31 protein-coding genes and 1 other annotated feature are annotated in these 21,944 nt (G+C 32.4%); of the genes, 28 read left to right on the top strand and 3 right to left on the bottom strand.

Annotation, left to right across the window (positions count from 1 at the left end; genetic code table 11):
* Positions 1-56 precede the first annotated feature (56 nt).
* Both ACGHJ8_RS11895 and ACGHJ8_RS11890 read left to right on the top strand, forming a co-directional pair.
* The gene (locus tag ACGHJ8_RS11895) at positions 57-716 is read left to right on the top strand and encodes a transcriptional regulator (protein ID WP_205089723.1); all 660 of its coding nucleotides are present in this window, start codon (positions 57-59) and stop codon (positions 714-716) included.
* Between the two features lie 15 nt (positions 717-731).
* The gene (locus tag ACGHJ8_RS11890) at positions 732-2,372 is read left to right on the top strand and encodes a putative manganese-dependent inorganic diphosphatase (RefSeq protein WP_390540514.1); all 1,641 of its coding nucleotides are present in this window, start codon (positions 732-734) and stop codon (positions 2,370-2,372) included.
* A gap of 10 nt (positions 2,373-2,382) precedes the next feature.
* Here the strand turns inward: ACGHJ8_RS11890 and ACGHJ8_RS11885 are convergent, their stop codons facing one another.
* A complete protein-coding gene (locus ACGHJ8_RS11885) occupies positions 2,383-3,168 on the bottom strand; it encodes a Cof-type HAD-IIB family hydrolase (protein ID WP_390540512.1) in 786 nt (261 codons plus the stop codon).
* A 56-nt stretch (positions 3,169-3,224) separates the two neighbouring features.
* Between ACGHJ8_RS11885 and ACGHJ8_RS11880 the strand changes: the two genes are divergently transcribed.
* From ACGHJ8_RS11880 to ACGHJ8_RS11830, 11 genes are all read left to right on the top strand, one after another.
* Positions 3,225-3,914 carry a glycerophosphodiester phosphodiesterase family protein gene (locus ACGHJ8_RS11880; RefSeq protein ID WP_390540510.1) on the top strand — a complete coding sequence of 230 codons (690 nt, stop codon included), beginning with the start codon at positions 3,225-3,227 and terminating at the stop codon, positions 3,912-3,914.
* Positions 3,915-3,918: 4 nt separating this feature from the next.
* On the top strand, positions 3,919-4,437 hold the full coding sequence (locus ACGHJ8_RS11875) for an AbrB/MazE/SpoVT family DNA-binding domain-containing protein (protein WP_087357623.1): 519 nt from the start codon (positions 3,919-3,921) through the stop codon (positions 4,435-4,437).
* A complete protein-coding gene (locus ACGHJ8_RS11870) occupies positions 4,428-4,700 on the top strand; it encodes an RNA-binding S4 domain-containing protein (protein WP_087357622.1) in 273 nt (90 codons plus the stop codon). Before ACGHJ8_RS11875 ends, ACGHJ8_RS11870 begins: the two co-directional genes overlap by 10 nt.
* A 56-nt stretch (positions 4,701-4,756) precedes the next feature.
* The gene (gene yabP, locus ACGHJ8_RS11865; protein WP_087244315.1) at positions 4,757-5,050 is read left to right on the top strand and encodes a sporulation protein YabP; all 294 of its coding nucleotides are present in this window, start codon (positions 4,757-4,759) and stop codon (positions 5,048-5,050) included.
* Positions 5,050-5,472 carry a spore cortex biosynthesis protein YabQ gene (gene yabQ, locus ACGHJ8_RS11860; RefSeq protein WP_087357620.1) on the top strand — a complete coding sequence of 141 codons (423 nt, stop codon included), beginning with the start codon at positions 5,050-5,052 and terminating at the stop codon, positions 5,470-5,472. Before yabP ends, yabQ begins: the two co-directional genes overlap by 1 nt.
* Positions 5,433-5,726, top strand: a complete 294-nt coding sequence (locus ACGHJ8_RS11855; protein WP_087357619.1) for a septum formation initiator family protein — start codon at positions 5,433-5,435, stop codon at positions 5,724-5,726. Before yabQ ends, ACGHJ8_RS11855 begins: the two co-directional genes overlap by 40 nt.
* Positions 5,727-5,791: 65 nt before the next feature.
* Positions 5,792-6,553 carry an alpha/beta hydrolase gene (locus ACGHJ8_RS11850; RefSeq protein WP_390540506.1) on the top strand — a complete coding sequence of 254 codons (762 nt, stop codon included), beginning with the start codon at positions 5,792-5,794 and terminating at the stop codon, positions 6,551-6,553.
* Positions 6,554-7,375 (top strand): Cof-type HAD-IIB family hydrolase, encoded by an 822-nt coding sequence (locus ACGHJ8_RS11845; protein ID WP_390540504.1) that lies wholly within the window; start codon positions 6,554-6,556, stop codon positions 7,373-7,375. It begins immediately after the preceding gene.
* Complete coding sequence (locus tag ACGHJ8_RS11840; RefSeq protein ID WP_087357616.1) at positions 7,372-8,190, top strand: Cof-type HAD-IIB family hydrolase; 819 nt, start codon at positions 7,372-7,374, stop codon at positions 8,188-8,190. Before ACGHJ8_RS11845 ends, ACGHJ8_RS11840 begins: the two co-directional genes overlap by 4 nt.
* Entirely contained in the window at positions 8,190-8,843 is a 654-nt protein-coding gene (locus ACGHJ8_RS11835; protein WP_087357615.1) for a uracil-DNA glycosylase, read from the top strand. The genes ACGHJ8_RS11840 and ACGHJ8_RS11835 overlap by 1 nt, the downstream gene beginning before the upstream one ends.
* Entirely contained in the window at positions 8,843-10,066 is a 1,224-nt protein-coding gene (locus tag ACGHJ8_RS11830) for a folylpolyglutamate synthase/dihydrofolate synthase family protein (protein WP_205089718.1), read from the top strand. Before ACGHJ8_RS11835 ends, ACGHJ8_RS11830 begins: the two co-directional genes overlap by 1 nt.
* Before the next feature lie 31 nt (positions 10,067-10,097).
* On the opposite strand, the gene gerQ is transcribed toward ACGHJ8_RS11830, so the two are convergent.
* Complete coding sequence (gene gerQ / locus ACGHJ8_RS11825; RefSeq protein WP_087357613.1) at positions 10,098-10,400, bottom strand: spore coat protein GerQ; 303 nt, start codon at positions 10,398-10,400, stop codon at positions 10,098-10,100.
* Between the two features lie 10 nt (positions 10,401-10,410).
* The gene (locus tag ACGHJ8_RS11820; protein ID WP_087357612.1) at positions 10,411-10,833 is read right to left on the bottom strand and encodes a cell wall hydrolase; all 423 of its coding nucleotides are present in this window, start codon (positions 10,831-10,833) and stop codon (positions 10,411-10,413) included.
* A gap of 209 nt (positions 10,834-11,042) precedes the next feature.
* Between ACGHJ8_RS11820 and ACGHJ8_RS11815 the strand changes: the two genes are divergently transcribed.
* The 15 genes from ACGHJ8_RS11815 to rplL all read left to right on the top strand — a co-directional run bounded on the left by ACGHJ8_RS11815 (position 11,043) and on the right by rplL (position 21,920).
* Positions 11,043-12,167 carry a glucose-1-phosphate adenylyltransferase gene (locus tag ACGHJ8_RS11815; RefSeq protein WP_211963172.1) on the top strand — a complete coding sequence of 375 codons (1,125 nt, stop codon included), beginning with the start codon at positions 11,043-11,045 and terminating at the stop codon, positions 12,165-12,167.
* An 18-nt stretch (positions 12,168-12,185) separates the two neighbouring features.
* A complete protein-coding gene (gene glgD, locus ACGHJ8_RS11810) occupies positions 12,186-13,292 on the top strand; it encodes a glucose-1-phosphate adenylyltransferase subunit GlgD (RefSeq protein WP_390540500.1) in 1,107 nt (368 codons plus the stop codon).
* The gene (gene glgA, locus ACGHJ8_RS11805) at positions 13,292-14,719 is read left to right on the top strand and encodes a glycogen synthase GlgA (RefSeq protein WP_087357609.1); all 1,428 of its coding nucleotides are present in this window, start codon (positions 13,292-13,294) and stop codon (positions 14,717-14,719) included. Before glgD ends, glgA begins: the two co-directional genes overlap by 1 nt.
* Positions 14,720-14,821: 102 nt before the next feature.
* Positions 14,822-15,337: a hypothetical protein gene (locus ACGHJ8_RS11800; RefSeq protein ID WP_087357608.1), complete on the top strand. Its 516-nt coding sequence runs from the start codon at positions 14,822-14,824 to the stop codon at positions 15,335-15,337.
* A 117-nt stretch (positions 15,338-15,454) separates the two neighbouring features.
* Entirely contained in the window at positions 15,455-16,792 is a 1,338-nt protein-coding gene (gene cysS, locus ACGHJ8_RS11795) for a cysteine--tRNA ligase (RefSeq protein WP_390540498.1), read from the top strand.
* Positions 16,793-17,182 carry a Mini-ribonuclease 3 gene (locus ACGHJ8_RS11790; protein WP_087357606.1) on the top strand — a complete coding sequence of 130 codons (390 nt, stop codon included), beginning with the start codon at positions 16,793-16,795 and terminating at the stop codon, positions 17,180-17,182.
* Positions 17,183-17,223: 41 nt separating this feature from the next.
* Positions 17,224-17,955 (top strand): 23S rRNA (guanosine(2251)-2'-O)-methyltransferase RlmB, encoded by a 732-nt coding sequence (gene rlmB, locus ACGHJ8_RS11785; RefSeq protein WP_087357605.1) that lies wholly within the window; start codon positions 17,224-17,226, stop codon positions 17,953-17,955.
* 12 nt (positions 17,956-17,967) lie between these two features.
* Positions 17,968-18,582: a sigma-70 family RNA polymerase sigma factor gene (locus ACGHJ8_RS11780; RefSeq protein WP_211963179.1), complete on the top strand. Its 615-nt coding sequence runs from the start codon at positions 17,968-17,970 to the stop codon at positions 18,580-18,582.
* Positions 18,583-18,619: 37 nt separating this feature from the next.
* Complete coding sequence (gene rpmG / locus ACGHJ8_RS11775) at positions 18,620-18,769, top strand: 50S ribosomal protein L33 (RefSeq protein ID WP_087357603.1); 150 nt, start codon at positions 18,620-18,622, stop codon at positions 18,767-18,769.
* A 9-nt stretch (positions 18,770-18,778) separates the two neighbouring features.
* Positions 18,779-18,967 (top strand): preprotein translocase subunit SecE, encoded by a 189-nt coding sequence (gene secE, locus ACGHJ8_RS11770; protein ID WP_087357602.1) that lies wholly within the window; start codon positions 18,779-18,781, stop codon positions 18,965-18,967.
* Between the two features lies 1 nt (position 18,968).
* Positions 18,969-19,526, top strand: a complete 558-nt coding sequence (gene nusG, locus ACGHJ8_RS11765) for a transcription termination/antitermination protein NusG (RefSeq protein WP_087357601.1) — start codon at positions 18,969-18,971, stop codon at positions 19,524-19,526.
* A gap of 179 nt (positions 19,527-19,705) precedes the next feature.
* Positions 19,706-20,125, top strand: a complete 420-nt coding sequence (gene rplK, locus ACGHJ8_RS11760; protein ID WP_087357600.1) for a 50S ribosomal protein L11 — start codon at positions 19,706-19,708, stop codon at positions 20,123-20,125.
* A gap of 23 nt (positions 20,126-20,148) precedes the next feature.
* Entirely contained in the window at positions 20,149-20,832 is a 684-nt protein-coding gene (gene rplA / locus ACGHJ8_RS11755; RefSeq protein ID WP_087357599.1) for a 50S ribosomal protein L1, read from the top strand.
* 15 nt (positions 20,833-20,847) lie between these two features.
* Positions 20,848-20,966: a sequence feature (ribosomal protein L10 leader region), on the top strand.
* Between the two features lie 35 nt (positions 20,967-21,001).
* Positions 21,002-21,523, top strand: a complete 522-nt coding sequence (rplJ, locus tag ACGHJ8_RS11750; protein WP_087357598.1) for a 50S ribosomal protein L10 — start codon at positions 21,002-21,004, stop codon at positions 21,521-21,523.
* 25 nt (positions 21,524-21,548) lie between these two features.
* The gene (rplL, locus tag ACGHJ8_RS11745; RefSeq protein WP_087244292.1) at positions 21,549-21,920 is read left to right on the top strand and encodes a 50S ribosomal protein L7/L12; all 372 of its coding nucleotides are present in this window, start codon (positions 21,549-21,551) and stop codon (positions 21,918-21,920) included.
* Positions 21,921-21,944 lie beyond the last annotated feature (24 nt).

Raw genomic sequence — 21,944 nt, 5'->3', positions numbered from 1 at the left:
AAAAAAGCTATCTCTTTTAAAAAAATTAGTGTATAATTGCAATGGAGGCGAAATTCATGTATAAATTATTAGAACCCTATGCAAAATTGGTTGATTTTCTAGGAGAAGCTTTAGGTGATAATGTTGAAGTAGCACTTCATGATCTCACTTCCAAAGAGCAGGAAATTGTTGCAATTGCAAATGGTTATATTTCTGGTAGAGAAATAGGCGCTAAGCTATCGAATTTATCTATTCATTATTTGAAAACGAAGCAGTATAAGGATCATGATTATGTCATGAATTATAAAACAACAGGTAATGATGGAAAGTTACTTCGTTCAGCTACTTATTTTATTAAAGAAGAAGGGCATGAAATGCCTGTGGGTATGCTTTGTATAAATGTCAATATTTCAGACTATGAGTATATCGAAACAACGTTAAAGAGAATTTTAGGTATTAAAGAACGTAAAGATGTGGAATTTAAGTTGGATAATCCAATTGAGATTTTATCTTCACCTTTAGATGAGATGATTGATAAATATATTAAAGAGTGTTTAGAACAGATGGGATTTCCAAGTTATTTTCTTGTAGAAAGATTAAATGTGGAAGAAAAGATTAAAGTGGTTAAATATTTACAGGAAAAAGGAACGTTTAAGGTCAAAGGAGCTATTGTGCTTGTGGCTGAAAAACTGGCTGTAAGTGAACCGACTATCTATCGTTATTTAAAGAAGATGTAAGGAAAGGGGATAGACATGAAAGATATTGTTTTTGTAAGTGGGCATAAAAATCCTGATAGCGATTCTATCTGTAGTGCGATTGCTTATGCTGATTATTTATTTAGAATAGGGCGTTATAATGCGGTGCCTGTGAGATTAGGTGAAATCAATAAGGAAACAGAATATATTTTGAAAAGATTTCATACTGAAATTCCTGTTTTATTAAAAACAGTAAAACAGACAGTAGAAGATTTAGAATATGATAAGGTAACTGTTTTTTCTAAGGAATTGACTTTAAAAACAGCTTGGTCTTTAATGAAACAACAGAATTTAAAGAGTGCACCTGTTTTAGATGATCATAGTCAGTTATTGGGATTGTTATCAACTTCTAATATTATTGAAGGATATATGGATCAATGGGATAGTTTGATTTTAAAAGAAGCGAATACACCGATTGAAAATGTGATTGATACATTGGATGCAAGTATTCTTTATTTAGATAAACAATTAAAAACAATTAAAGGTGAAATTCATATTGCCGCTATGACTGGTGAAGAAGCGAGTAAACGTGTGCATGAAAATGATGTAGTGATTGTTGGTGGAGATCGTGATGAAGCGATTGAACAGTTAATGAATAAGAAAATATCATTAGTGATTTTAACGGGTTCATTAACCATTTCTAAGGAATTATTACAACAATGTATAGATGCACATATGAGTGTCATTTCAACGCCATTCAATACATTTATGGCATCACAACAAATCATTCAGGCTGTACCTGTGGAATATGTGATGCAAAAAGGTGGTTTAACAACTTTTTCAACGGATGATACAGTGGATTATGTTAAAGAAGTCATGAGTGAAACACGTTATCGTAGTTATCCGGTCATTGATTTTATGGGTAGAGTTGTTGGATCTATTTCACGTTATCAAGTGTTAAATGGGATGAAAAAGAAAGTCATTCAAGTCGATCATAATGAAAGAAGTCAGGCGATTGATGGTATTGAAGAAGCAGAAATCTTAGAGATTATTGATCATCATAGAGTGGCTGATATTCAAACAATAGGACCAGTTTTATTTAGAGCGGAACCGGTCGGATGTACAGCAACTATTGTCGCAAAATGTTATAAGGAAGCAGGAATTGATATTCCTCAAGACATGGCAGGGTTAATGCTAGGGGCAATCATCAGTGATACATTGTTGTTTAAATCTCCTACATGTACACCAACTGATACAAAGATGGCTAAAGAATTGGCTAAAATTGCTGGTGTTGATATCCAAGAGTTTGGTATGAGTATGTTTAAAGCAGGGACATCACTTGTTGGAAAAACAGTAGAAGAAATCTTTAATCAGGATTATAAGAAATTTACATTTGGTGATTTATCTGCTGGTGTAGCTCAGGTCAATACAATGGATATTGAAGGCTTTGCTCCATATAAAAAAGATATGCTTGATTATATGGATCAAGTGGCTAAAGATAATCATATGGAATTTACAATGCTATTATTGACTGATGTCATCAATGCGACAAGTGAAGTATTGGTTGCAGGGCCACGCAAAGATTATGTAGAAACAGCATTCCATGTTGAACTTGTTGATCAGCAGGCAAGTTTACCAGGAGTTATTTCAAGAAAAAAACAAGTTGTACCTGTTATTACTGAAGTTTTAACACAATAAAAAGAAAGCATCACTCATCAATGAGATGATGCTTTTTAAGTGCTTTATAAATTCCATCATGATCAATATTATCAGTCACTTCATCAGCAGCTTCTTTGACTTCATCATTGGCATTTCCCATCGCAATACCAATATTCACTAATTTTAACATGTCTATATCATTATGCCCATCACCAAATGCCATTGTTTCATCAATAGAGATATGGTAGTTTTTTAAAACTTCTAAAATACCATTTTGTTTCCCACCATTTTGAGGAATGATATCAATGGCTAAATCATGCCAACGAGTATATTGACAATGGGGCATCTGTTGGAGAATTTCTTGTTCTTGTTCAATGGTTATATCATAAGGAATGACTTGGTAAATGGGATGAGTCAAACCACGTTTTAAATTGCCTAATTCGGGTAAAGGGGTAGAAATGGCTTTTTGAACTGTTTCAACAGCCTGGTTGTGATAATTGATATACATTTTCTCATCTTCAACAAAAATACAAGGAAATGGTTTTTGATCAATGAAAGAAAGAATTTGTTGAATATCTTGTGGATCAATGGATAAGTCGTAAATAACCCCCTCTTTGTTATAACAATATTGACCATTGAGGGTAATATATCCTTCAAATTCTAAATCATCTAAAGGTAAATCCTTGATTTCAGAAATATGTCTTCCTGTTGCAATGAAAGTATAAATGCCTTTTTCTTTAAGTATTTTCAAAGCTTTTTTTGTTGATGCAGGAACGCTTTGACTTTGATGGGATAATAATGTGCCATCAATATCAAAAAAGATTGCTTTTATCATTTGTAACACCTCACATTTATAGTATAATATTATACCATAGTGAAGGTGATAAAGATATGAAATTATTAGCACATCGTGGATATAGTGCATGTTATCCAGAAAATACAATGGAAGCTTTTGTACAGGCTTATCAAAAAGGTTTTGATGGTGTGGAAACAGATGTTCATATGACAAAAGATGGGCAACTGGTCTTGATTCATGATGAAACGATTGATCGTACGAGTAATGGTCATGGTTTTATTCAAGATTATACTTATGCCAAGTTACAGGAATATTCTTTTTCATGTGGCAAAGAGGGCTTTTACCCATTGCCTTTGTTGGAGGATTTATTGACATTTATTCAAGATAAAGAATTTGTTGTGAATATTGAATTGAAGACAGATGTGATTGCTTATCAAGGTATTGAAGAAAAAGTTCATGCTCTTGTCAAAGCATTGAGAGTTGAAAAGCAGATTTATTATTCTTCGTTTTCTTTATCTTCAGTATTGAAGATGAAAGAAATTGCCCCAAAAGCTTATGTTGGTTATTTGATGGAAAATGATTATGAACAAAAGTATCATGAATTATTGAAATATCATATTCAGGCTTTTCATCCACGTTATGATTTTATGGATTTAGAGAGAATGAAACAATTAAAAAAACATCATATTTTCACTGCATCGTGGACAATTCCTGATTTTAAAGAATATCAAAGATTAAAAGAATTAGGAGTGGATATACTAATATCAAATGAATATTTGAGGTGAAAAGATGAAAACAACAGGTATGGTCAGAAGAATTGATGATTTAGGGAGAATTGTGATTCCTAAGGAAATTAGAAAACAGTTAATGTTGAAGGAAGGTGAGAGTGTTTCTTTTGCGGTTGAACACAATCATATCATTTTAACGAAGTTTTCGATGTTATACAAACTGAGTCCTACGATTCAAATTTTATTAGAACGTCTTTATAGTAAATATCATAATACATTTTTATTGTGTGATAAAAGATGTATCGTCGTCTGTTCTTCTGATGGTCTGGCAAAATATCAAAGACGTGAATTATCTAAAGATTTTTTATTGCAATTACAAAAAAGAGAACAACAAATAGAAATCACGATGGAGTTTTATGGGAAAGAGGAAAAAGTAACCATTTTTCCTTTGCTTTATGAACAGGTTGTACAAGGAGCTTTGCTGATGTTAAGTCATCAGACGCCTTATTATTTAATAGATCAGGCATTACTGGAATTTGTAAGAGATATTATTGAGGAGGAATTAGAGTCATGCGTTTAGATAAATTTTTAAAAGTTTCGAGAATTATTAAAAGAAGAACGTTATCAAAGGAGATGAGTGAAGCATCACGTGTCAAGGTGAATGGCAAAGTGGCTAAACCATCTACAAAATTAAAAATTGGAGATATCATTGAGATTGAATTCGGTCGTAGTATACTGGTTGTCAAGGTTAATGAATTAAGGGATCATGTTTTAAAGGATGATAGTCATATGTTATATGATATTATTGAAGAAAAGAAGAAAGAGGAGGTTACGATTTTGTAAACCTCTTTTTGCATAAAAAGAGGAAATCAACATATGTTGGTATAGGAGGGTTGAATATGGATAATAGTTTACATTTTGAACAGACACCATATCATCATGTGTGTTTAAAGGATCGTAAGAGTTTGGAGTTAACTGGTGTCAAAAAGATAGAGAGTTTTGATGCTTATGAGTTTTTGATTGAAACATCTTTAGGATATTTAAATATTACAGGGAGTGAATTGACTCTGGTACGTTTGGATCAAGATCAAAATGAAGTAAGTATTCGAGGAAATATTGATAGTATCAGTTATGTGTCAGATAAGAAGAAACAACATCCTAAAGAAAAGATGTTTAATAAACTCTTAAAATAATGTCTTTAATTATACAGTTTCAATGTCTTTTTTATTCTTTTTTATTTGGTTTTATCATGACTGGTGTTTATCATGTTGTGAATCGTTTTTTATATGGGATTCCTTTGTGGATACGTTATATTATACAATGTTGTCTTGGTATGATTTATGGCGTTCTTTATTTTTATGGACTTGTTTTCTTTAATGAGGGAATTGTCAGAGGCTATTTTTTAGTTTTCTTACTTGGTGGCTATTTGGTGTATAGTCGTTATTATGCTTATTATCTTTTGTATGGGTTAGAGAAAATAGTTCACTTTTTCAAAAGAATATTCTCACCTTTTATCTTCTTTTTTCGTTATATTAATGGTATAATACAAAAAAGAATAGGAAGGATGAAGAAAAAATGGCAAAAAAGAAAACACCAAGATATAAAAAGCTCTTAGGATTTGTCTATATTGGGATTTCTGCTTTGCTGATCTATACATTAGGAGTCAATGCTTATCGTGTCATAGGACAAAAGCAACAACTGGTACAATTAGAAGAAAGAAAGGCAGAACTACAAAAGGAAAAACAGGAATTATCTAAGGAAGTGGAACTTTTAACAGATGATGATTATGTTGCCCGATATGCAAGAGAGCAGTATATTTTTCCAGATGATGATGAAGAAGTTATTAAATTACCGGAATCAAAAAAATAAGCTCGGGCTTATTTTTTTGTCTTGTTAAAGGAGGTTTTGAAATGTTTGTTTCGTTTTGTTTTCCAATGAAGGCATTGAAGCGTGAACGTGAAATTACAGTTTATTTACCTGATGATTATTATCGAACACAAAAGAATTATCCAGTTCTCTATATTCAAGATGGGCAGAATGCTTTTTTTGATTATCTGTCATATAGTGGAATAAGCTGGGGCTTTTTAGAGTATGTCAAAGAAACGGGAATGGATATCATTATGGTTGCGATTCCTTGCAATGAAGAAGGCTTTAAACGTATGGATGAATATGGGCCTTGGCCGATTAATGATGTTCTTTCTTATCAGGAAACACAACAGGATGGACTGATTATTGGTGGTGAAGGACAGGCTTATATTGAATGGCTAAAAGATGAATTAAAACCATATATTGATTGTCGATTTCGTACGCAAAAAGAGAATACAGGCATTGTTGGGAGTTCTATGGGAGCTGTCATTAGTGCTTATGCAGCTTTTCAATATCCTGAAGTTTTTCAAAAATGTGCAGCTTTATCGACAGCGTTCTGGTTTTATGTAGATGAATTTATAGATATTATTGAACATCAAGATTATGATCAATCAAATCGTTTCTATTTGGATTTAGGAGAATTTGAAAGTGGAGATGATAAAATCATTAATCAATGGTACATAGAAAGTAATCAACAAATTTATGAACATTTAGAACCAAAGGTAGAAAATTTACAAGTTCATTATTTTCCGGGTGCTCATCATAATGAGAGTGAATGGAGAGAAAGAGTACCTTTATTTATGTCTTTTTTATATGAGGAGGATGTTTAAATGTATAAGATGATTTTATCAGATTTAGATGAAACATTATTAGTGAATCATCATGTGCCAAAAATGAATCAGGATGCTATTCATCAGATGAAAGATGTTTTGTTTGTACCAGCCACAGGACGTTCTTTTCCTATGATTGAAGATATTTTAAAAGAAATTGGAACATATCAGCAGTCACATCAATATTCTATTTGTTTTAATGGCGGGTTGATTGTTGAAAATAAAGAGGCTCAAATTCTTTCTTTTCAAGGACTTTCATTTGAAGAAGCCAAGTTACTTTTTGATTGGGGTGAGAAGTATCATGTTTGTGTGATGATTTTTACTTTGGATCATTGTTATTTATTTAGAGCAGAACAAAGTGAAATAGAAAGAAAAACAGCCCAAAAAGCAGCTTTTTCAGTTGTTGATGAATATAATATGGATTTTTTGAAAGATGCTAAGATTGCGAAGTTTTTGTATGTCAAACCAGATATGGATTATTTAAAATCGATTGAAAAAGATTTGCCTGAAACAATCAAACAGCAATTTTCTATTAGTTATTCTTCTTATCGTTATCTTGAATTTAATCCTCTTGGTGTAAGCAAAGGAGCTGCTTTAAAGTGGTTGGCTAATTATTTACATATAGATACTAAAGATGTGATTGCGATTGGTGATAATTATAATGATGTGTCAATGATTGAAATGGCAGGATTAGGTGTATGTGTGGCAGGTGCCAGTCAAGATATTCAAGATATCAGTGATTATGTGACAACTGTAGATTATGATCAGGGAGCAGTTAAAGAAGTGATTGAAAAGTTTATAGGGGGAGGAAATGGAAAATGAAATATAAAGTGATAGCAAGTGATATGGATGAAACATTGTTGAATGATCAGCATGTCATTTGTCAAAGAAATATTGATTTAATTCGTTTAGCCAAAGAAAAAGGAGTTAAGTTTGTTCCGGCAACGGGACGTGGTTTTATGTCTATTCAACGTGATTTAAAATTACTGGGATTATATGATATTCCTCAAGAATATGTTATTTCATTTAATGGTGGTGCTTTAACAGAGAATAAAAACAATCAATTACTTTATTTTGAAGGGTTATCTTTTGAAAAAACAAAGGAAATCTTTGAGTTTGGTTTACAACAGGATGTTTGTCAACATATTTATACAAAAGATAAAGTGTATGTTTTTAATTTATCTGAATCAGAAGCAAAACGTATTCAAGAACAACAGGTAGAATGTGAAATTATGACAGAGAATTCTATGGATTTTTTAAAGGATGAGCCTATATCAAAGATTTTATTTCAAAATACAGATGTTCCTTATTTGATGAGTTTAGAACCTCAAATGAAATCAATAACAGAAGGAATGTGTGCTGTCAGTTATTCATCTAATCGTTATATGGAGTTTAATAAGATTGGTGTGGATAAAGGAGAAGGATTAAAACATCTGGCTCAAATCATTGGCGTGGATTTGTCTGAATGTATTGCTGTGGGGGATAATTATAATGATTTACCAATGTTAGAAGTTGCAGGATTGTCTGTGGCTGCCGGAAATGCGGTGGATGATGTCAAAAAAGTTTGTGATGTTGTGACAAAGGCTGATAATAATGAAGGTGTTATTGCTGAAATTATTGAAAGGTTTATTCTGTAATGGATTTTAAAACAATCATAGATCGTGAACGTCAAATGCCTTATTATCAGCAGTTAGAAGCGTTTGTCAATCATGAATATCAAACTCATACTGTTTATCCACCACGTCAACGTATTTTTCATTGTTTCAATTTTAAAGATTATGAAGATATAAAAGTTGTGATTATTGGCCAAGATCCTTATCATGAAGAACATCAGGCCAATGGTTTGGCATTTAGTGTGGCTAAAGGTGTGCCTATTCCACCGAGTCTTGTTAATATTTATAAAGAGGCACATGATGATGTTGGGATAGAGATTCCTCGTCATGGAGATTTATCTGCTTGGGCAAATCAAGGCGTTTTATTATTGAATACAGTTTTAACAGTTCAGGCACATCGTGCCAATTCACATAAGGAAAAGGGCTGGGAAGTTTTTACAAATCATATCATTGAAGCGATGAATCAAAGAGAAAAGCCTTTAGTCTTTATCCTTTGGGGGAGACAGGCTATTGATAAAGCTAAAATGATTGATCAGACAAAGCATTGTGTGATTACAAGCCCTCACCCTTCACCTTTATCAGCTTATCGTGGTTTTTTTGGTTCTAAACCTTTTTCTAAAACAAATCAGTTTTTAATAAGTCAAGGAATAGAACCTATAGATTGGAGGATTCGATAATGTTTACAGATGTTCATGAAGCCATAGCATACATAGAATCAAAACGAAGTAAAAGATCAATTGATGCTTTTAGAGATACTTTAAATAAATGTCATATTTTAATGAAACAGAAAAATATGATTCATATTGCAGGGACAAATGGAAAAGGTTCAACAGTGAATTACTTACGCAGTATACTTAATGCTCATGGGTATAAAGTAGGGACTTTTACTTCACCGTATTTGATTTGTCATAATGATCGTATACGTGTTGATGATATACCTATTAGTGATGAAGATTTGTTAAAATATGTCAATCAATATTATGCCATTATTGAAGAAGATGGACTGTCTATGTTTGAAATTGATGTGTTAATTATGTTGGCATATTTTCAATCCTTAGATTTAGATTATCGTATTATTGAAACTGGAATTGGAGGAATGAACGATAAAACGAATGTCATTGATCCTATTGTGAGTGCTATTACCAATATTGGTTTAGATCATCAAAAGCAATTGGGTGATATTTATGATATTATCAATGAAAAAATGGGCATTATTAAACCTCATCAAATGTTTATTACAAGTGAAACCAAAGGGACGATTCTAGCGCGTTTTCAAGAACAATGTGACGCTATGGGTGCAGTGATGTATGTTGTTCCTGAATATCAGGTTTCTCGTTATCCTTTTCATTTTCGATATCGTGATATGGCATTTACTTTGGAAAATCAAGGGATTTATCAAGTGACAAATGCACGTCTGGCATTAACAATTGCTTCTAAACTGATTAAACTTGATCCTATTGTTACACAACCGGCAATTGAACATGCTTCATGGAAAGGACGCTATGAAACATTGGATTATCAAGGTGTGAAAGTGGACATTGATGGTGCTCATAATATGCCGGGTATTAAGGCTTTATTACAAACCCTGAGAGTCAAAAAAGAGAAAGATGTAGCGATTGTCTTTTCATGTTTAAATGATCGTGATGTTGATGAAATGTTGGAAGCTATGTTAAAGGCGGGTTATCATGTTTATATCACGACTTTCCAAGATGAAAGAGCTATTGATTTATCGTCAATAGCACCACGTCCTCATTTGACAATTGTCAATAGTTTTATTGAGGCTATGCAAACAGCTTATATTAAAAAACAACATATTGTTGTAACGGGATCTTTACATTTTATTTCTCGTGTCAGAAAATATTTGATTGATCTTCAAACACAAGATACAAAAAACCAATAAAGGAGATGAACTCTTTCATTGGTTTTTATTTTTATCGTGTATTGAAATTGATGGGTTCATCAAATTCTGCCCAATCAAAATAAACAAACTGAAAAATATAGTATTTTTGGTTTTTAGGATCTCGTACAACAAAATGATCTCTACCAACTTGTTCAATGATTCCTTTGTAAATACGATCACGCCAATCTTCACTTCCGGTATATGTGAAATAGAAAGTGCCAAGTTTTCCAATATTTAAACGCAAAATATTTTCTAGATAAGTCTGTTCAGAAATAGGGGTTGGTAATGAAGATGTTTGTGAACTGGGTATGATTGATTGATTATTTGTATCCATAGATTCTCCTTTATAAATCACATTTTATTTTTGCACCGGGTGCATAAAAGCAGTGGTTTTTATAGCGACCACTTAATTCACCATAGAATTGTTGGGGACAGGTGACATTACGACCAGGATTTTTAAACCAGAGGGCATTGGTGGCAGGTTCAATACGATAGCCATCGATATTACGTAAAGCTAATTCTTTTTCTTTAGCATTGACTGGCTGATTGAAAAGGGGTTGACCAACACCGGAAAAGGCATTTTTTTGATAGATCACTTCAGAAATGGTACGGGTGTTTTTAAAAACATCACAGTTGGCTACAACACGATTGACAACAACGTTACCAACCATTAACATGCCTTCTTCACCTTCACCTAATGCCTCTGCTTTCATGATACGGGCTAATAATTCAACATCAGAATCATTGTATATGATTCGTGGGGACATTGTGATCACCTCTCTTTAATATATGAAAAAAAGAGAAAAAGTTGACTCAAATGAAAAAATATTGATGAGTCCAAGATTATTTGGAAAAGAGGAAAATAGGTGAAAAAAATCATTAAAAATGACATGAAATAGTATTTTTTTAAAAAAGAATGTGATAAAATAAATACATAGGTAAGCACTTTCATAATCACAATTGAGGAGGAAAAATTATGGGAAAAGAAATTGTTGCGATGATTTTAGCTGGAGGACGTGGTACACGTCTTGAAGCCTTAACTGCAAAAGTAGCGAAACCTGCTGTACATTTTGGAGGAAAGTATAGAATTATTGACTTTCCTTTAAGTAATTGTGCTAACTCTGGTATTGATGTGGTTGGAGTTTTGACACAATATGAATCAGTTCTATTAGGAACATATGTAGGTGCTGGAACAAAATGGGGTCTTGATGGAAACAATTCATTAGCTGCCATCTTACCAGCACGTGAAAGAGGTGGCGTTGGAGCTACTTGGTACGCTGGAACAGCAGATGCCATTTATCAAAATATTAGTTTCTTGGATCAATATGATCCGGAATATGTTTTGATCTTATCAGGAGATCATATTTATAAAATGGATTATGCTGAAATGTTAGCAGCACACAAAGAAAAAGGTGCTGATTTAACAGTGGCTGTTTTGAATGTTTCATTAAAAGAAGCAAGTCGTTTTGGTATTATGAATACAAATAAAGATGGTTCAATTTATGAATTTGAAGAAAAACCTGAAAAACCTAAATCAACACTTGCATCTATGGGTATTTATATCTTTACTTATAAAGAATTAAGAAAATATTTAATTGCGGATGCAAAAGATGAAAATAGTAAACATGACTTTGGTATGAATATTATTCCAATGATGTTGGAAGATAATAAGAAGTTATATGCTTATGAATTCTCTGGTTATTGGAAAGATGTTGGAACAGTTGAAAGCTTATGGCAGGCAAATATGGACTTGCTGGATGATAAAGAGTTAGATCTTTATAACATTAAAAAAGATTGGAAAATCTATACTGAAGATACATTGAGTAAACCTCAAATTATTGGTGAAGAAGCATCAATTAAACATTCACTTGTCACTCAAGGTTGTATCGTTAATGGTGAAGTAGAAGGTTCTGTTTTATTCAACAATGTATATATTGGTGAAGGTGCTAAGGTTGTTGATTCTGTCTTAATGCCAGGTGTTCTGGTAGAAGAAGGCGCAGAAATTTATAAAGCAATTATTGATGAAGGTGTTGTAGTGAAATCAAGTGATGTAATCAATAAAGAAGCTAAAGAAGTGGAACTTGTCAGTGACAATGCATAATACGAGGGGGTTAACAAGATGGCAAAAGTAGTTGGATATATAAATTTACACTCTGATATTTCATATAAAGGTTTAACAGAAAAAAGACCAGTAGCTTCAGTCAGCTTTTTAGGTCGTTATGGAATTATTGATTTTGTTTTATCAAATATGTCAAATTCTAATGTGGATACTGTTGGTATTTTAATTAAAGAAAAACCAAGATCATTATTTAAACATTTAGGAAATGGAAACTCTTGGAATTTTAACTCTAAATCTGGTGGAGTTTCACTTTTATACAATGAAAAGTATGCAAATAGTCCAATGTATAATCATGATATTAATAATATTGTGGAAAATATTGCATTCCTTGAAAAATCAAAAGCAGATTATGTTGTAATTGCTCCTGCACATATTATTACAACAATGAATTATGCAGAAGTTGTAGATGCTCATGCAAAATCTGGTGCTGAAATTACAATGGTTTATCAAAAAATTGATAATGCCGATGAAGCTTTTGTGGGTTCTGATTTCTTACGTTTAAAAGGTAAACAAGTGATGGAAATTAAGAACAATAAAGGAAATAGAAAAGAAAGAAATATGTCTTTGGAAACATATATTATTAATAAAAAGACTTTATTAAAATTAATTCAATATGCTCAAAAGATTAGTTCATTCTTTAATTTAAGAGATACTCTTGCTTATTTATGTGATGAAAGAAAAATTATGGCTTATGAATATAAAGGATTTGCAAGATGTATTGATTCTTATGAAGCTTATTATAAAGTGAGTATGGAATTCCTTGATATGGATATTTCTACACAGGTATTCAAGAGTACATGGCCAATCTTTACAAATACAAATGATACACCACCAACAAAATATTTGAAAAATGCAAGTGTGAAAAAATCATTTGTAGCTAATGGAGCTATTATTGATGGTGAAGTTGATGGATGTATTTTATCTCGTGATGTATCTATTGGTAAGAATGCAGTTGTGAAAAATTGTATTATTTTAAATGGTTCTAAAGTCTGTGCTGGGGCACATCTTGAAAATGTGATTATTGATAAAGATGCTCATATTGAAAAGAAAACAGAACTTATTGGTGAAGGTGAACCACTTTATGTTAGAGAAGGGGATGTTGTTTAATGAGAATTGTTTTTGCGACAAGTGAAGCGAATCCTTATATTAAATCTGGTGGTTTGGCGGATGTTTTAGGTTCACTTCCTAAGGCTCTTGTTCAAAAAGGACATGAATGCATTGTTGTATTGCCTAAGTATCAGGATATGAAATTAGCTGATACACTTGAATATGTAACAAATTATGATATTTGGGTAGGTTGGAGAAAGTGCTATTGTGGTGTTTTCAAAGCTGAATATGATGGTGTCACATATTATTTCATTGATAATGAACAATATTTTAGAAGACCTGGTTTATATGGTTATGATGATGATAATGAAAGATTTGCTTATTTTGATTTTGCAGTATTAGAGTTGTTATCACATATTGATATTAAGCCTGATATTCTACACTTACATGACTGGCAGACAGCAATGATAGCAACACTATATAAAGAAAGATATGCTTATTATGAATATTATCAGGGAATTAAGATTGTCTTTACAATTCATAATATTGCTTATCAGGGAAAATGTGATCCTGCTTTGTTAAGTGATCATTTTGGATTGGATAATTATCTCTATTATAATGGAAACTGTCGTAATGATGGATGCTTCAATATGATGAAAGCGGCTATCTATTATAGTGATATTATCACAACAGTATCGCCAACTTATGCACAGGAAATCTTGACGGATAGTTTTGGTGAAGGGTTACAGAATATTTTACAGATGCGTAGACATGATTTGTATGGTATTTTAAATGGTATTGATTATGAAACAATTAATCCTGCGACTGATCCAGAGATTGTTGAACATTTTGATATCACAAATGTTGATGAAAAGAAAGTCATCAATAAATTGGCTTTACAAAAAGAATGTGGATTACCTGAAAATAAAGATGTACCTTTAATTGGTATTGTGACAAGATTAACTTGGCAAAAAGGATTGGATTTAATTATTAATCGTATGGAAGAATTAATGAAACGTGATGTGCAGGTTGTTATTTTAGGAGCTGGGGATCAAAAATATGAAGAACCTCTAAAAGGAATAGCAGCATACCATAATCAAAAATTATCATTGAATCTAAAATATGATTTTGGATTATCTTGTCGTATTTATGCCGGATGTGATATGTTCTTAATGCCATCATTATTTGAACCATGTGGTTTATCTCAAATGATGTCACTTCGCTATGGTACAATTCCAATTGTTAGAGAAACAGGAGGACTTAAAGATAGTGTTGAACCATATGATGAGTATAAAAATACTGGTGATGGATTTAGCTTTAAGAACTATAATGCTCATGAAATGATGGATATTATTGATTATGCCTTAAAGGTTTATCAGGATAAAGAAAAATGGCAAGGATTAGTACATCGTGCAATGGAAGCGAAACTTGATTGGGATAAAAGTGCTGATGCCTATTTGAAAGTTTTTAATTCATTGTTAGATTAATAAAGGGGATAGGGAAACCTATCTCTTTTGTTTGAGCATGAAATTTTATTTGATTTTCAAGTGTGAGTTTAGTACAATGTTTTCGTAAGAGGAGGGAGGAAGATGAAGGTATTAAGAAGACTTTTTGTGATTTTGGTGTTAATAATAGGTCTTTTTGCTTGTGAAAAGGATAATGTAGAAATATCTTTAGAAAGAGATGGAAATTTGTATGAGGTGACTGATCTGGTTTCTTTCTATTATCCTAAAGATTTTGAATTAAATGCTAATAATGAAAATCAAAAAGATGTTCGTTTTATTAAAGATGAAGAAACGTATATATATACTACAATCATTGATGATACTGACAATGTTTTAGATGAACTTCCACAACTCTATGAAGGACAGTTAGAAGAAGATGGAGCTATTGATGTTTATTACTCATTAAAAACAATTCCTAGTGGCATAGAATGTTATGAGTTTACAGGTCTTTATCAGGCTTCTGGAATGAAGTTTATACAAATGGTTTATTTTACAGAAGAAGCAAGTTATGTTTATGGTTATCAGGCTCCAGAAAATGTTTATGAAGAATCGAGTGATACGGCTAGACAATATTTGGAATCTTTGACAGTACATCATTAATCTTGATTAACAAAGGTGAATTTGTTATAGTATTGATAAAGAGTTTATAAAGCATTTGATAAAGTAAATAAAGAGGACGTCTTTATCATCTGCTTTTTTATTTAAGGAGGAATAGAGATGAAACTATTTAACTCATTAACGAATAAGAAAGAAGAATTTGTTCCTATTAAAGAGGGAGAAGTGAGTATTTATGTTTGTGGTCCAACGGTCTATAATTATGTTCATATAGGAAATACACGTCCTATGATTGTTTTTGATATTTTAAGAAGAACATTTGAATATTTGGGTTATAAGGTGACTTTTGTATCTAATTTTACAGATGTCGATGATAAAATCATTAAAGCCGCTAAAGAAGAAGGAATTTCAGAAAAAGAATTAACGGATAAATATATTAAAGCTTATGAAGATGTTCGTAGAGGTTTAAATCTTTTATTTCCAACTTATGCACCTCGTGTTACAGAAACAATGCAGCCAATCATTCAATTTATAGAGCAGCTTGTTAAAGATGGATATGCTTATGAAGTTGATGGCGATGTTTATTTTAGAGTGACAAAGATTAAGGAATATGGTATGTTGTCTGGTATCAAAATTGAAGATTTGATTGCTGGAGCGAGTGAACGTGTTGAAGACAATGATAAAAAAGAAAGTTCTACTGATTTTGCATTGTGGAAAAAAACTGATGAAGGAATTCAATTTGATAGCCCATGGTCTAAAGGAAGACCGGGGTGGCATACGGAATGCGTTGTGATGATCAATGATATTTTTGAAAATGGATATATTGATATTCATGGAGGAGGACAGGATTTAAAATTTCCTCATCATGAAAATGAAATTGCTCAGTCTATAGCTTGCCATCATCATCCTATTGCACATATCTGGATGCATAATCAAATGATTAATATTAATAATCAAAAGATGTCAAAATCTTTGGGAAATGTTTTATGGGCAAAAGATTTATTGGAACAATTAGGATGTAATGTTTATAAGTGGCTGATGTTATCAACACATTATCGTAATCCATTGAATTTTACTGATGATGTTTTAAATAATGTGAAAAAAGAAGTGGAAAAAGTAGAAAATATTTTAAAACAGTCTTCATTGTATCTACAGGTTCATCATTGTCTGGAAAATGAGTATTGTCAGGAAACAGTAGATGAAATGGTAAAAGCACTTAGCGATGATTTGAATACATCTTTAGCTTTGACACAGATTTTAGGACAAGTGAAAGTGTTAAATCAATTAATGCGTGTTAAGGATAAAGATAATATTATGATTTCTAAGGGATATCAGACACTTGTAAAAATGTTGGATATGATGGGATTTTTACATGAAACAAAAGTGCTAAGTGAAGCGGATATTGCTTTATATCAAAACTGGCAAAAGGAAAAAAGTGAAAAGAATTTTGAACAGGCAGACCTTTTAAGAAAAGAATTACAGGATAAAGGAATTATATAAATGAGGCCAGAATTAATGAATGTATTAGCCTTAGCATATTTGGGAGATAGTATTTTTGAGGTTTATGTCAGAGAGTATTTATTAGTTGAAAAAGGAATAATGAAACCAGATTTATTACAGAAAGAAGCTAAATTTTTTGTGAGTGCTAAAGCACAGGCGGCCTTTATACAAGAAGCATTAAAACAGCAATGGTTAACAGAAGAAGAAATAGGTATTTATAAAAGAGGTAGAAATGCAAAGAGTCGACATGTTCCTAAAAATACATCTGTCATGACTTATAATCAGTCGACTGGTTTTGAAACATTAGTTGGGCATTTATATTTATTAAAAAAACAAGAGAGAATTACAGAGATTTTTGATTTATTTAAAGAATTTGTAGATGGAAAATGAGAAAAAAATGAGACAAATTTGAGACGCATGGAGAGAAAAATATGACACAATATATTTATGGGAAAAACACAGTAATTGAATCTTTAAAGGGAAATAAACCAGTTTATGAGGTTTATTTGATGAAAAATGCAAAAGATGATAAAGTTCTTTCTTTAGCAAAAGCAAAGAATGTTAAAGTTCATATCGTGCGTCATAAAGATGAGCTAACGAAACTTGTTGGTTCAGTCGTGCATCAGGGAATTGTGGCAGCTATAGAAAGTTATCGCTATTATTCACTGGATGAAATGATACAGGCTATTCCAAAAGGAAAGCAGCCATTGTTGGTAATGCTGGATGGTTTAGAGGATCCTCATAATCTAGGAGCGATTTTAAGAACCTGTGATGCTATTGAGGTTGATGGCGTTATTATTGGCAAAAAGCGTAGTGTGAGTTTATCTCCAACAGTCGCAAAAGTATCTACAGGTGCTATTGATCATGTCAAAGTTGCTCAAGTCACGAATCTATCTCGTACTTTAGATGAATTAAAGAAACAAGGTTTCTGGGTTGTTGGCTGTGATTTAAATCAATCACAGGATTATCGTGCGATTGATTATAATATGCCACTGGTTGTTGTGATTGGTTCCGAAGGTTTTGGCATTTCACGTCTTGTTAAAGAACATTGCGATATGAATGTTGTTTTGCCAATGACGGGACATGTAACATCGCTTAATGCCTCTGTTGCTTGTGCAGTTATACTTTATCAGATTTACAATTCACGTCATCCTTTAAAGTAGAAGGGAGGTAGCATGAGAGGCTACAGTAATGATGATGAATTGGTTTATTTAATGCATTGCGGTAGTGAAAGAGCAAGGGAAATACTTTATCGACGCTATTATCATTTGGTGTCGAAATGGATGCTGACGTTTTCATATTATTTTGTCAGTGGGTATGAACATGAAGATTTTATTCAAATGGCAATGATGGGGTTTCACGATATTATTGATAGTTATCGTGATGATCAAAAAGCGACACTGGCCACATTTATGAAAATTGCACTGACAAAACGTATTTTAAGTTTATTGCGTGTAAATAAAGATATTTGTTATCGTGCCGGAACAACAATATTATCTCTCGATAATTATGTAGATGACGATAAAGAAATACGTTATGTAGATATGGTTATTGATGATCATGATCATTATCATCCTGAGACGAGTTTGATGGTGAAAGAGGCAAAAACTTACTATTCAACACAAATTGAAGCACGAACGTCACCTCGAGAAAATCAGGTTATGAAGTATAAAAAAGAAGGATATGATGAAGTAGAAATTGCTAAAAAACTTCATATTTCAGTGAAAAGTGTCTATAATGCTGTTTATCGCTATTCAAAGAAAGTTGTTGGCATTGACGAGCTAAAATAAATGTGTTAAATTATAAAAACGTAAAGGAGTGATGAACATGAAACAAAAAGTGATTCTCGTATGTACGGAGTGTTTATCACGTAATTATTCAGTCACTAAAAATAAAAGATTAAATGTAGAAAGACTTGAGTTAAGAAAATATTGTAAAAAATGTGGAAAACATACAATTCACAAAGAAACGAAATAGGAGGTCAACATGAAAATCAAGGAATGGTGTACATTAAAAGGCATTCGTGCTGAAATCAAAAATATTCATTGGTTAACAAAAAAGGAATTAGCTTATAATTCTGTTGTGGTTTTGGTTTTTTGTTTTTTATTTGGCGTTTATTTTTATGGTAGTGATGCAGTGATTGCATTAATTTTGAAAGCATTGGGGATGAATTAAGATGTCTGGAATGAATGATGAAGGAAGACGCTGGTATGTTGTCAATACATATTCAGGTCATGAAAACAAAGTAAAAGAAAACTTAGAAAAACGTGTTGAATCTATGGGACTTCAGGACTGTTTATTTAATATTGTTATTCCTGAACATGTAGAAACAGAAATTAAAGATGGAAAAAAGATTAATAAAACAAAAAATATGTTTCCAGGATATGTTTTAGTGGAAATGATTATGACAGATGAAGCCTGGTATATTGTGCGTAATACATCTGGAGTTACTGGTTTCATTGGGTCATCTGGTGGGGGTGCTAAACCTTTCCCGTTACCTAAGGAAGAAATTGATCCTATTTTAAAGAGCATGGGAATCAAGACTTCTCAACTTGAAGTTGATTTTGGTGTAGGTGATGAAGTGAAAGTCATTTCTGGTCCTTTTGCTGGAAAACAGGGAAAAGTAGAGTCTATTGATCATGAAAAAGAAGTGGCTTCTGTTTTTATTGATTTTTTAGGAAATGAAAACTTAATGGAAATTGGACTTGTTCAATTAGAGAAAGTAGAATTATAAGAAAAGGTCATTTTTGATGATCTTTTTTTGTAAAAAAGTTGATATATTCAATAAAAAACTATTGCAATCTGTGATAGTTTATGTATAATAAGTAAACGACGCAATATGTGTTATTATGCGTGGGAGGATTGACTGTCCTTTACCACAGCACGGACAAATTTTTATAGGAGGTGTGTCGCGTGAGTAAGAAAGTCACAAGAGTTATGAAAATTCAATTCCCTGCTGGGGGAGCTAAACCAGGACCAGCTTTAGCAGGTGCTGGAATTCAAATGCCAAAATTCTGTACTGCTTTCAATGATCAGACAAAAGATCGTATGGGAGAAACGGTACCAGTTGTTTTGACAATTTATGAAGATAAAAGTTTTGATTTCGTATTAAAAACTGCTCCAACTGCAGAAATGATTAAAAAGGCATGTGGAATTAAAAAAGCTGCATCTGATTCTAAACAAACAGTAGCAACTTTATCAGCTGATAAGTTAAAAGAAATCGCTGAATACAAAATGCCTGATTTAAATGCTAACGATTTAGAAGCAGCAATGAAAATCGTAGCTGGTACTGCTCGTAATATGGGTGTAAAAGTTGAAGGCTTAGATGCTTAATTTTAAAAAGAGGAGAAAAGAAAATGGCTAAAAGAAGTAAGAAATATCAAGAAGCCGCTGCTCTTATTGAAAAAGGTAAAGCTTACCCAATTGATGAAGCAGTTGCTTTAGTAAAGAAAACAAGTAAAGTCAATTTTGATGCAAGTGTGGATGTTGTATTTAAATTAGGATTAGATACAAGACATGCTGATCAACAGTTGCGTGGAGCTGTCGTTTTACCACACGGAACTGGAAAAACAAAGAAAGTATTAGTTGTCACTCAAGGAGCTAAAGTTGAAGAAGCTAAAGCTGCTGGAGCTGATGTTGTAGGTGGAAAAGAAATCCTTGAAGATATTCAAAAAGGATGGCTTGATTTTGAAGTAATGATTGCAACACCAGATATGATGGCTGAATTAGGGAAATTAGGACGTATCTTAGGTCCTAAAGGTTTAATGCCTAACCCTAAAACTGGAACAGTAACTATGGATGTAGCTAAAGCTGTTCAAGAAACAAAAGCTGGTAAAGTCACTTACCGTACTGATAAAGATGGTAATGTTCATATGCCAATCGGAAGAATTTCTTTCGATGATGAAAAAATTGCAGAAAACTTTAAAACAGTTTATGACTTATTATTAAGAATTAAACCATCTTCTGCAAAAGGAACATATATGAAGAATATTGCAATTTCTTCAACTATGGGTCCTTCAGTAAAAGTCGCTTCTATGTAATAGAGAAGCTATATTAACGACGCAATCAATATACCGTAGACAGCAACGGGGAAACCTTAATTAAGTTGCCGAGGTGATATTGTCAAAGAATTGACAACTCCCTCGTAAATACGAGGGAGTTTTTCACGGATATATTGTTGCATATATAAAATTAATAGGAGGTGTAACAATGTCAAAAGAAATCTTGGAAGCTAAACAACAAGTTGTTGCAGAAATCAGTGAACAATTAAAAAATTCACAATCTACAGTTGTTGTTGAATATCGTGGATTAACAGTGGCTGAAGTTACTGAATTACGTAGAGCTTTAAGAGCTGAAAATGTGGGATTTAAAGTTTATAAAAACACATTAGTTCAAAGAGCTGTTGAACAAGAAGGTATGAACGAATTAGAAGAATACCTTGTTGGACCAAACGCATTGGCATTTGGTAAAGATGATGCAGTGGCTCCTGCAAGAATTTTAGCAAATTTTGCAAAAGATCACGAAGCATTACAAATTAAAGCTGCTTATATCGAAGGTAAATTCTTACCTAAAGAAGAAGTAATGGCAGTATCACAATTACCTAATCGTGAAGGTATGTACTCAATGTTACTTGCATGTATGAAAGAACCTGTTGCTAAAGTGGCAAGAGTTATTCAAGCTGTTGCTGACGCAAAAGGTGGAGATGCGGCTGAAGAAGCTGCTGCTGAATAGTTAAAAATGAACGGAGGAAAATAAAATGGCAAAATTAACACATGAAGATATCTTAGCTTATTTAGAAGAAGCTACAATTTTAGAATTAAATGATTTAGTAAAAGCAATCGAAGAAAAATTTGATGTAACTGCTGCTGCTCCTGTAGCTGTTGTTGCTGGTGGAGAAGCTGCTGCAGATGCTGCTCCAGCTAACGTAACTGTAACATTAACTGATGTTGGTGCTACTAAAGTTGCTGTTATCAAAGCAGTAAGAGAAATTACTGGTTTAGGATTAGTTGATGCTAAAGGTTTAGTTGACAAAGTTCCTGCTGAAATTAAGAAAGATATTCCAGCTGAAGAAGGAGCTAAGATTAAAGAACAATTAGAAGCTGCTGGTGCAACTGTAGAAGTTAAATAATTTCTAAAATTAAAAAGCCCTTAT

Source organism: Massiliimicrobium timonense, from assembly GCF_042850985.1.
In the GTDB taxonomy this organism is placed as follows: Bacteria; Bacillota_I; Bacilli_A; order Erysipelotrichales; family Coprobacillaceae; genus Allocoprobacillus.
Note: the sequence above shows the minus strand (reverse complement) of the source record. Positions and strands in the feature narration are given on the sequence as shown.

Excerpts from the sequence above, each read along its gene's own strand:
- ACGHJ8_RS11895 (WP_205089723.1), top strand. The coding sequence starts at position 57 with ATGTATAAATTATTAGAACCCTATGCAAAATTGGTTGATTTTCTAGGA.
- ACGHJ8_RS11890 (WP_390540514.1), top strand. The coding sequence starts at position 732 with ATGAAAGATATTGTTTTTGTAAGTGGGCATAAAAATCCTGATAGCGAT.
- ACGHJ8_RS11885 (WP_390540512.1), bottom strand. The coding sequence starts at position 3,168 with ATGATAAAAGCAATCTTTTTTGATATTGATGGCACATTATTATCCCAT.
- ACGHJ8_RS11880 (WP_390540510.1), top strand. The coding sequence starts at position 3,225 with ATGAAATTATTAGCACATCGTGGATATAGTGCATGTTATCCAGAAAAT.
- ACGHJ8_RS11875 (WP_087357623.1), top strand. The coding sequence starts at position 3,919 with ATGAAAACAACAGGTATGGTCAGAAGAATTGATGATTTAGGGAGAATT.
- ACGHJ8_RS11870 (WP_087357622.1), top strand. The coding sequence starts at position 4,428 with ATGCGTTTAGATAAATTTTTAAAAGTTTCGAGAATTATTAAAAGAAGA.
- yabP (WP_087244315.1), top strand. The coding sequence starts at position 4,757 with ATGGATAATAGTTTACATTTTGAACAGACACCATATCATCATGTGTGT.
- yabQ (WP_087357620.1), top strand. The coding sequence starts at position 5,050 with ATGTCTTTAATTATACAGTTTCAATGTCTTTTTTATTCTTTTTTATTT.
- ACGHJ8_RS11855 (WP_087357619.1), top strand. The coding sequence starts at position 5,433 with ATGGCAAAAAAGAAAACACCAAGATATAAAAAGCTCTTAGGATTTGTC.
- ACGHJ8_RS11850 (WP_390540506.1), top strand. The coding sequence starts at position 5,792 with ATGAAGGCATTGAAGCGTGAACGTGAAATTACAGTTTATTTACCTGAT.
- ACGHJ8_RS11845 (WP_390540504.1), top strand. The coding sequence starts at position 6,554 with ATGTATAAGATGATTTTATCAGATTTAGATGAAACATTATTAGTGAAT.
- ACGHJ8_RS11840 (WP_087357616.1), top strand. The coding sequence starts at position 7,372 with ATGAAATATAAAGTGATAGCAAGTGATATGGATGAAACATTGTTGAAT.
- ACGHJ8_RS11835 (WP_087357615.1), top strand. The coding sequence starts at position 8,190 with ATGGATTTTAAAACAATCATAGATCGTGAACGTCAAATGCCTTATTAT.
- ACGHJ8_RS11830 (WP_205089718.1), top strand. The coding sequence starts at position 8,843 with ATGTTTACAGATGTTCATGAAGCCATAGCATACATAGAATCAAAACGA.
- gerQ (WP_087357613.1), bottom strand. The coding sequence starts at position 10,400 with ATGGATACAAATAATCAATCAATCATACCCAGTTCACAAACATCTTCA.
- ACGHJ8_RS11820 (WP_087357612.1), bottom strand. The coding sequence starts at position 10,833 with ATGTCCCCACGAATCATATACAATGATTCTGATGTTGAATTATTAGCC.
- ACGHJ8_RS11815 (WP_211963172.1), top strand. The coding sequence starts at position 11,043 with ATGGGAAAAGAAATTGTTGCGATGATTTTAGCTGGAGGACGTGGTACA.
- glgD (WP_390540500.1), top strand. The coding sequence starts at position 12,186 with ATGGCAAAAGTAGTTGGATATATAAATTTACACTCTGATATTTCATAT.
- glgA (WP_087357609.1), top strand. The coding sequence starts at position 13,292 with ATGAGAATTGTTTTTGCGACAAGTGAAGCGAATCCTTATATTAAATCT.
- ACGHJ8_RS11800 (WP_087357608.1), top strand. The coding sequence starts at position 14,822 with ATGAAGGTATTAAGAAGACTTTTTGTGATTTTGGTGTTAATAATAGGT.
- cysS (WP_390540498.1), top strand. The coding sequence starts at position 15,455 with ATGAAACTATTTAACTCATTAACGAATAAGAAAGAAGAATTTGTTCCT.
- ACGHJ8_RS11790 (WP_087357606.1), top strand. The coding sequence starts at position 16,793 with ATGAGGCCAGAATTAATGAATGTATTAGCCTTAGCATATTTGGGAGAT.
- rlmB (WP_087357605.1), top strand. The coding sequence starts at position 17,224 with ATGACACAATATATTTATGGGAAAAACACAGTAATTGAATCTTTAAAG.
- ACGHJ8_RS11780 (WP_211963179.1), top strand. The coding sequence starts at position 17,968 with ATGAGAGGCTACAGTAATGATGATGAATTGGTTTATTTAATGCATTGC.
- rpmG (WP_087357603.1), top strand. The coding sequence starts at position 18,620 with ATGAAACAAAAAGTGATTCTCGTATGTACGGAGTGTTTATCACGTAAT.
- secE (WP_087357602.1), top strand. The coding sequence starts at position 18,779 with ATGAAAATCAAGGAATGGTGTACATTAAAAGGCATTCGTGCTGAAATC.
- nusG (WP_087357601.1), top strand. The coding sequence starts at position 18,969 with ATGTCTGGAATGAATGATGAAGGAAGACGCTGGTATGTTGTCAATACA.
- rplA (WP_087357599.1), top strand. The coding sequence starts at position 20,149 with ATGGCTAAAAGAAGTAAGAAATATCAAGAAGCCGCTGCTCTTATTGAA.
- rplJ (WP_087357598.1), top strand. The coding sequence starts at position 21,002 with ATGTCAAAAGAAATCTTGGAAGCTAAACAACAAGTTGTTGCAGAAATC.
- rplL (WP_087244292.1), top strand. The coding sequence starts at position 21,549 with ATGGCAAAATTAACACATGAAGATATCTTAGCTTATTTAGAAGAAGCT.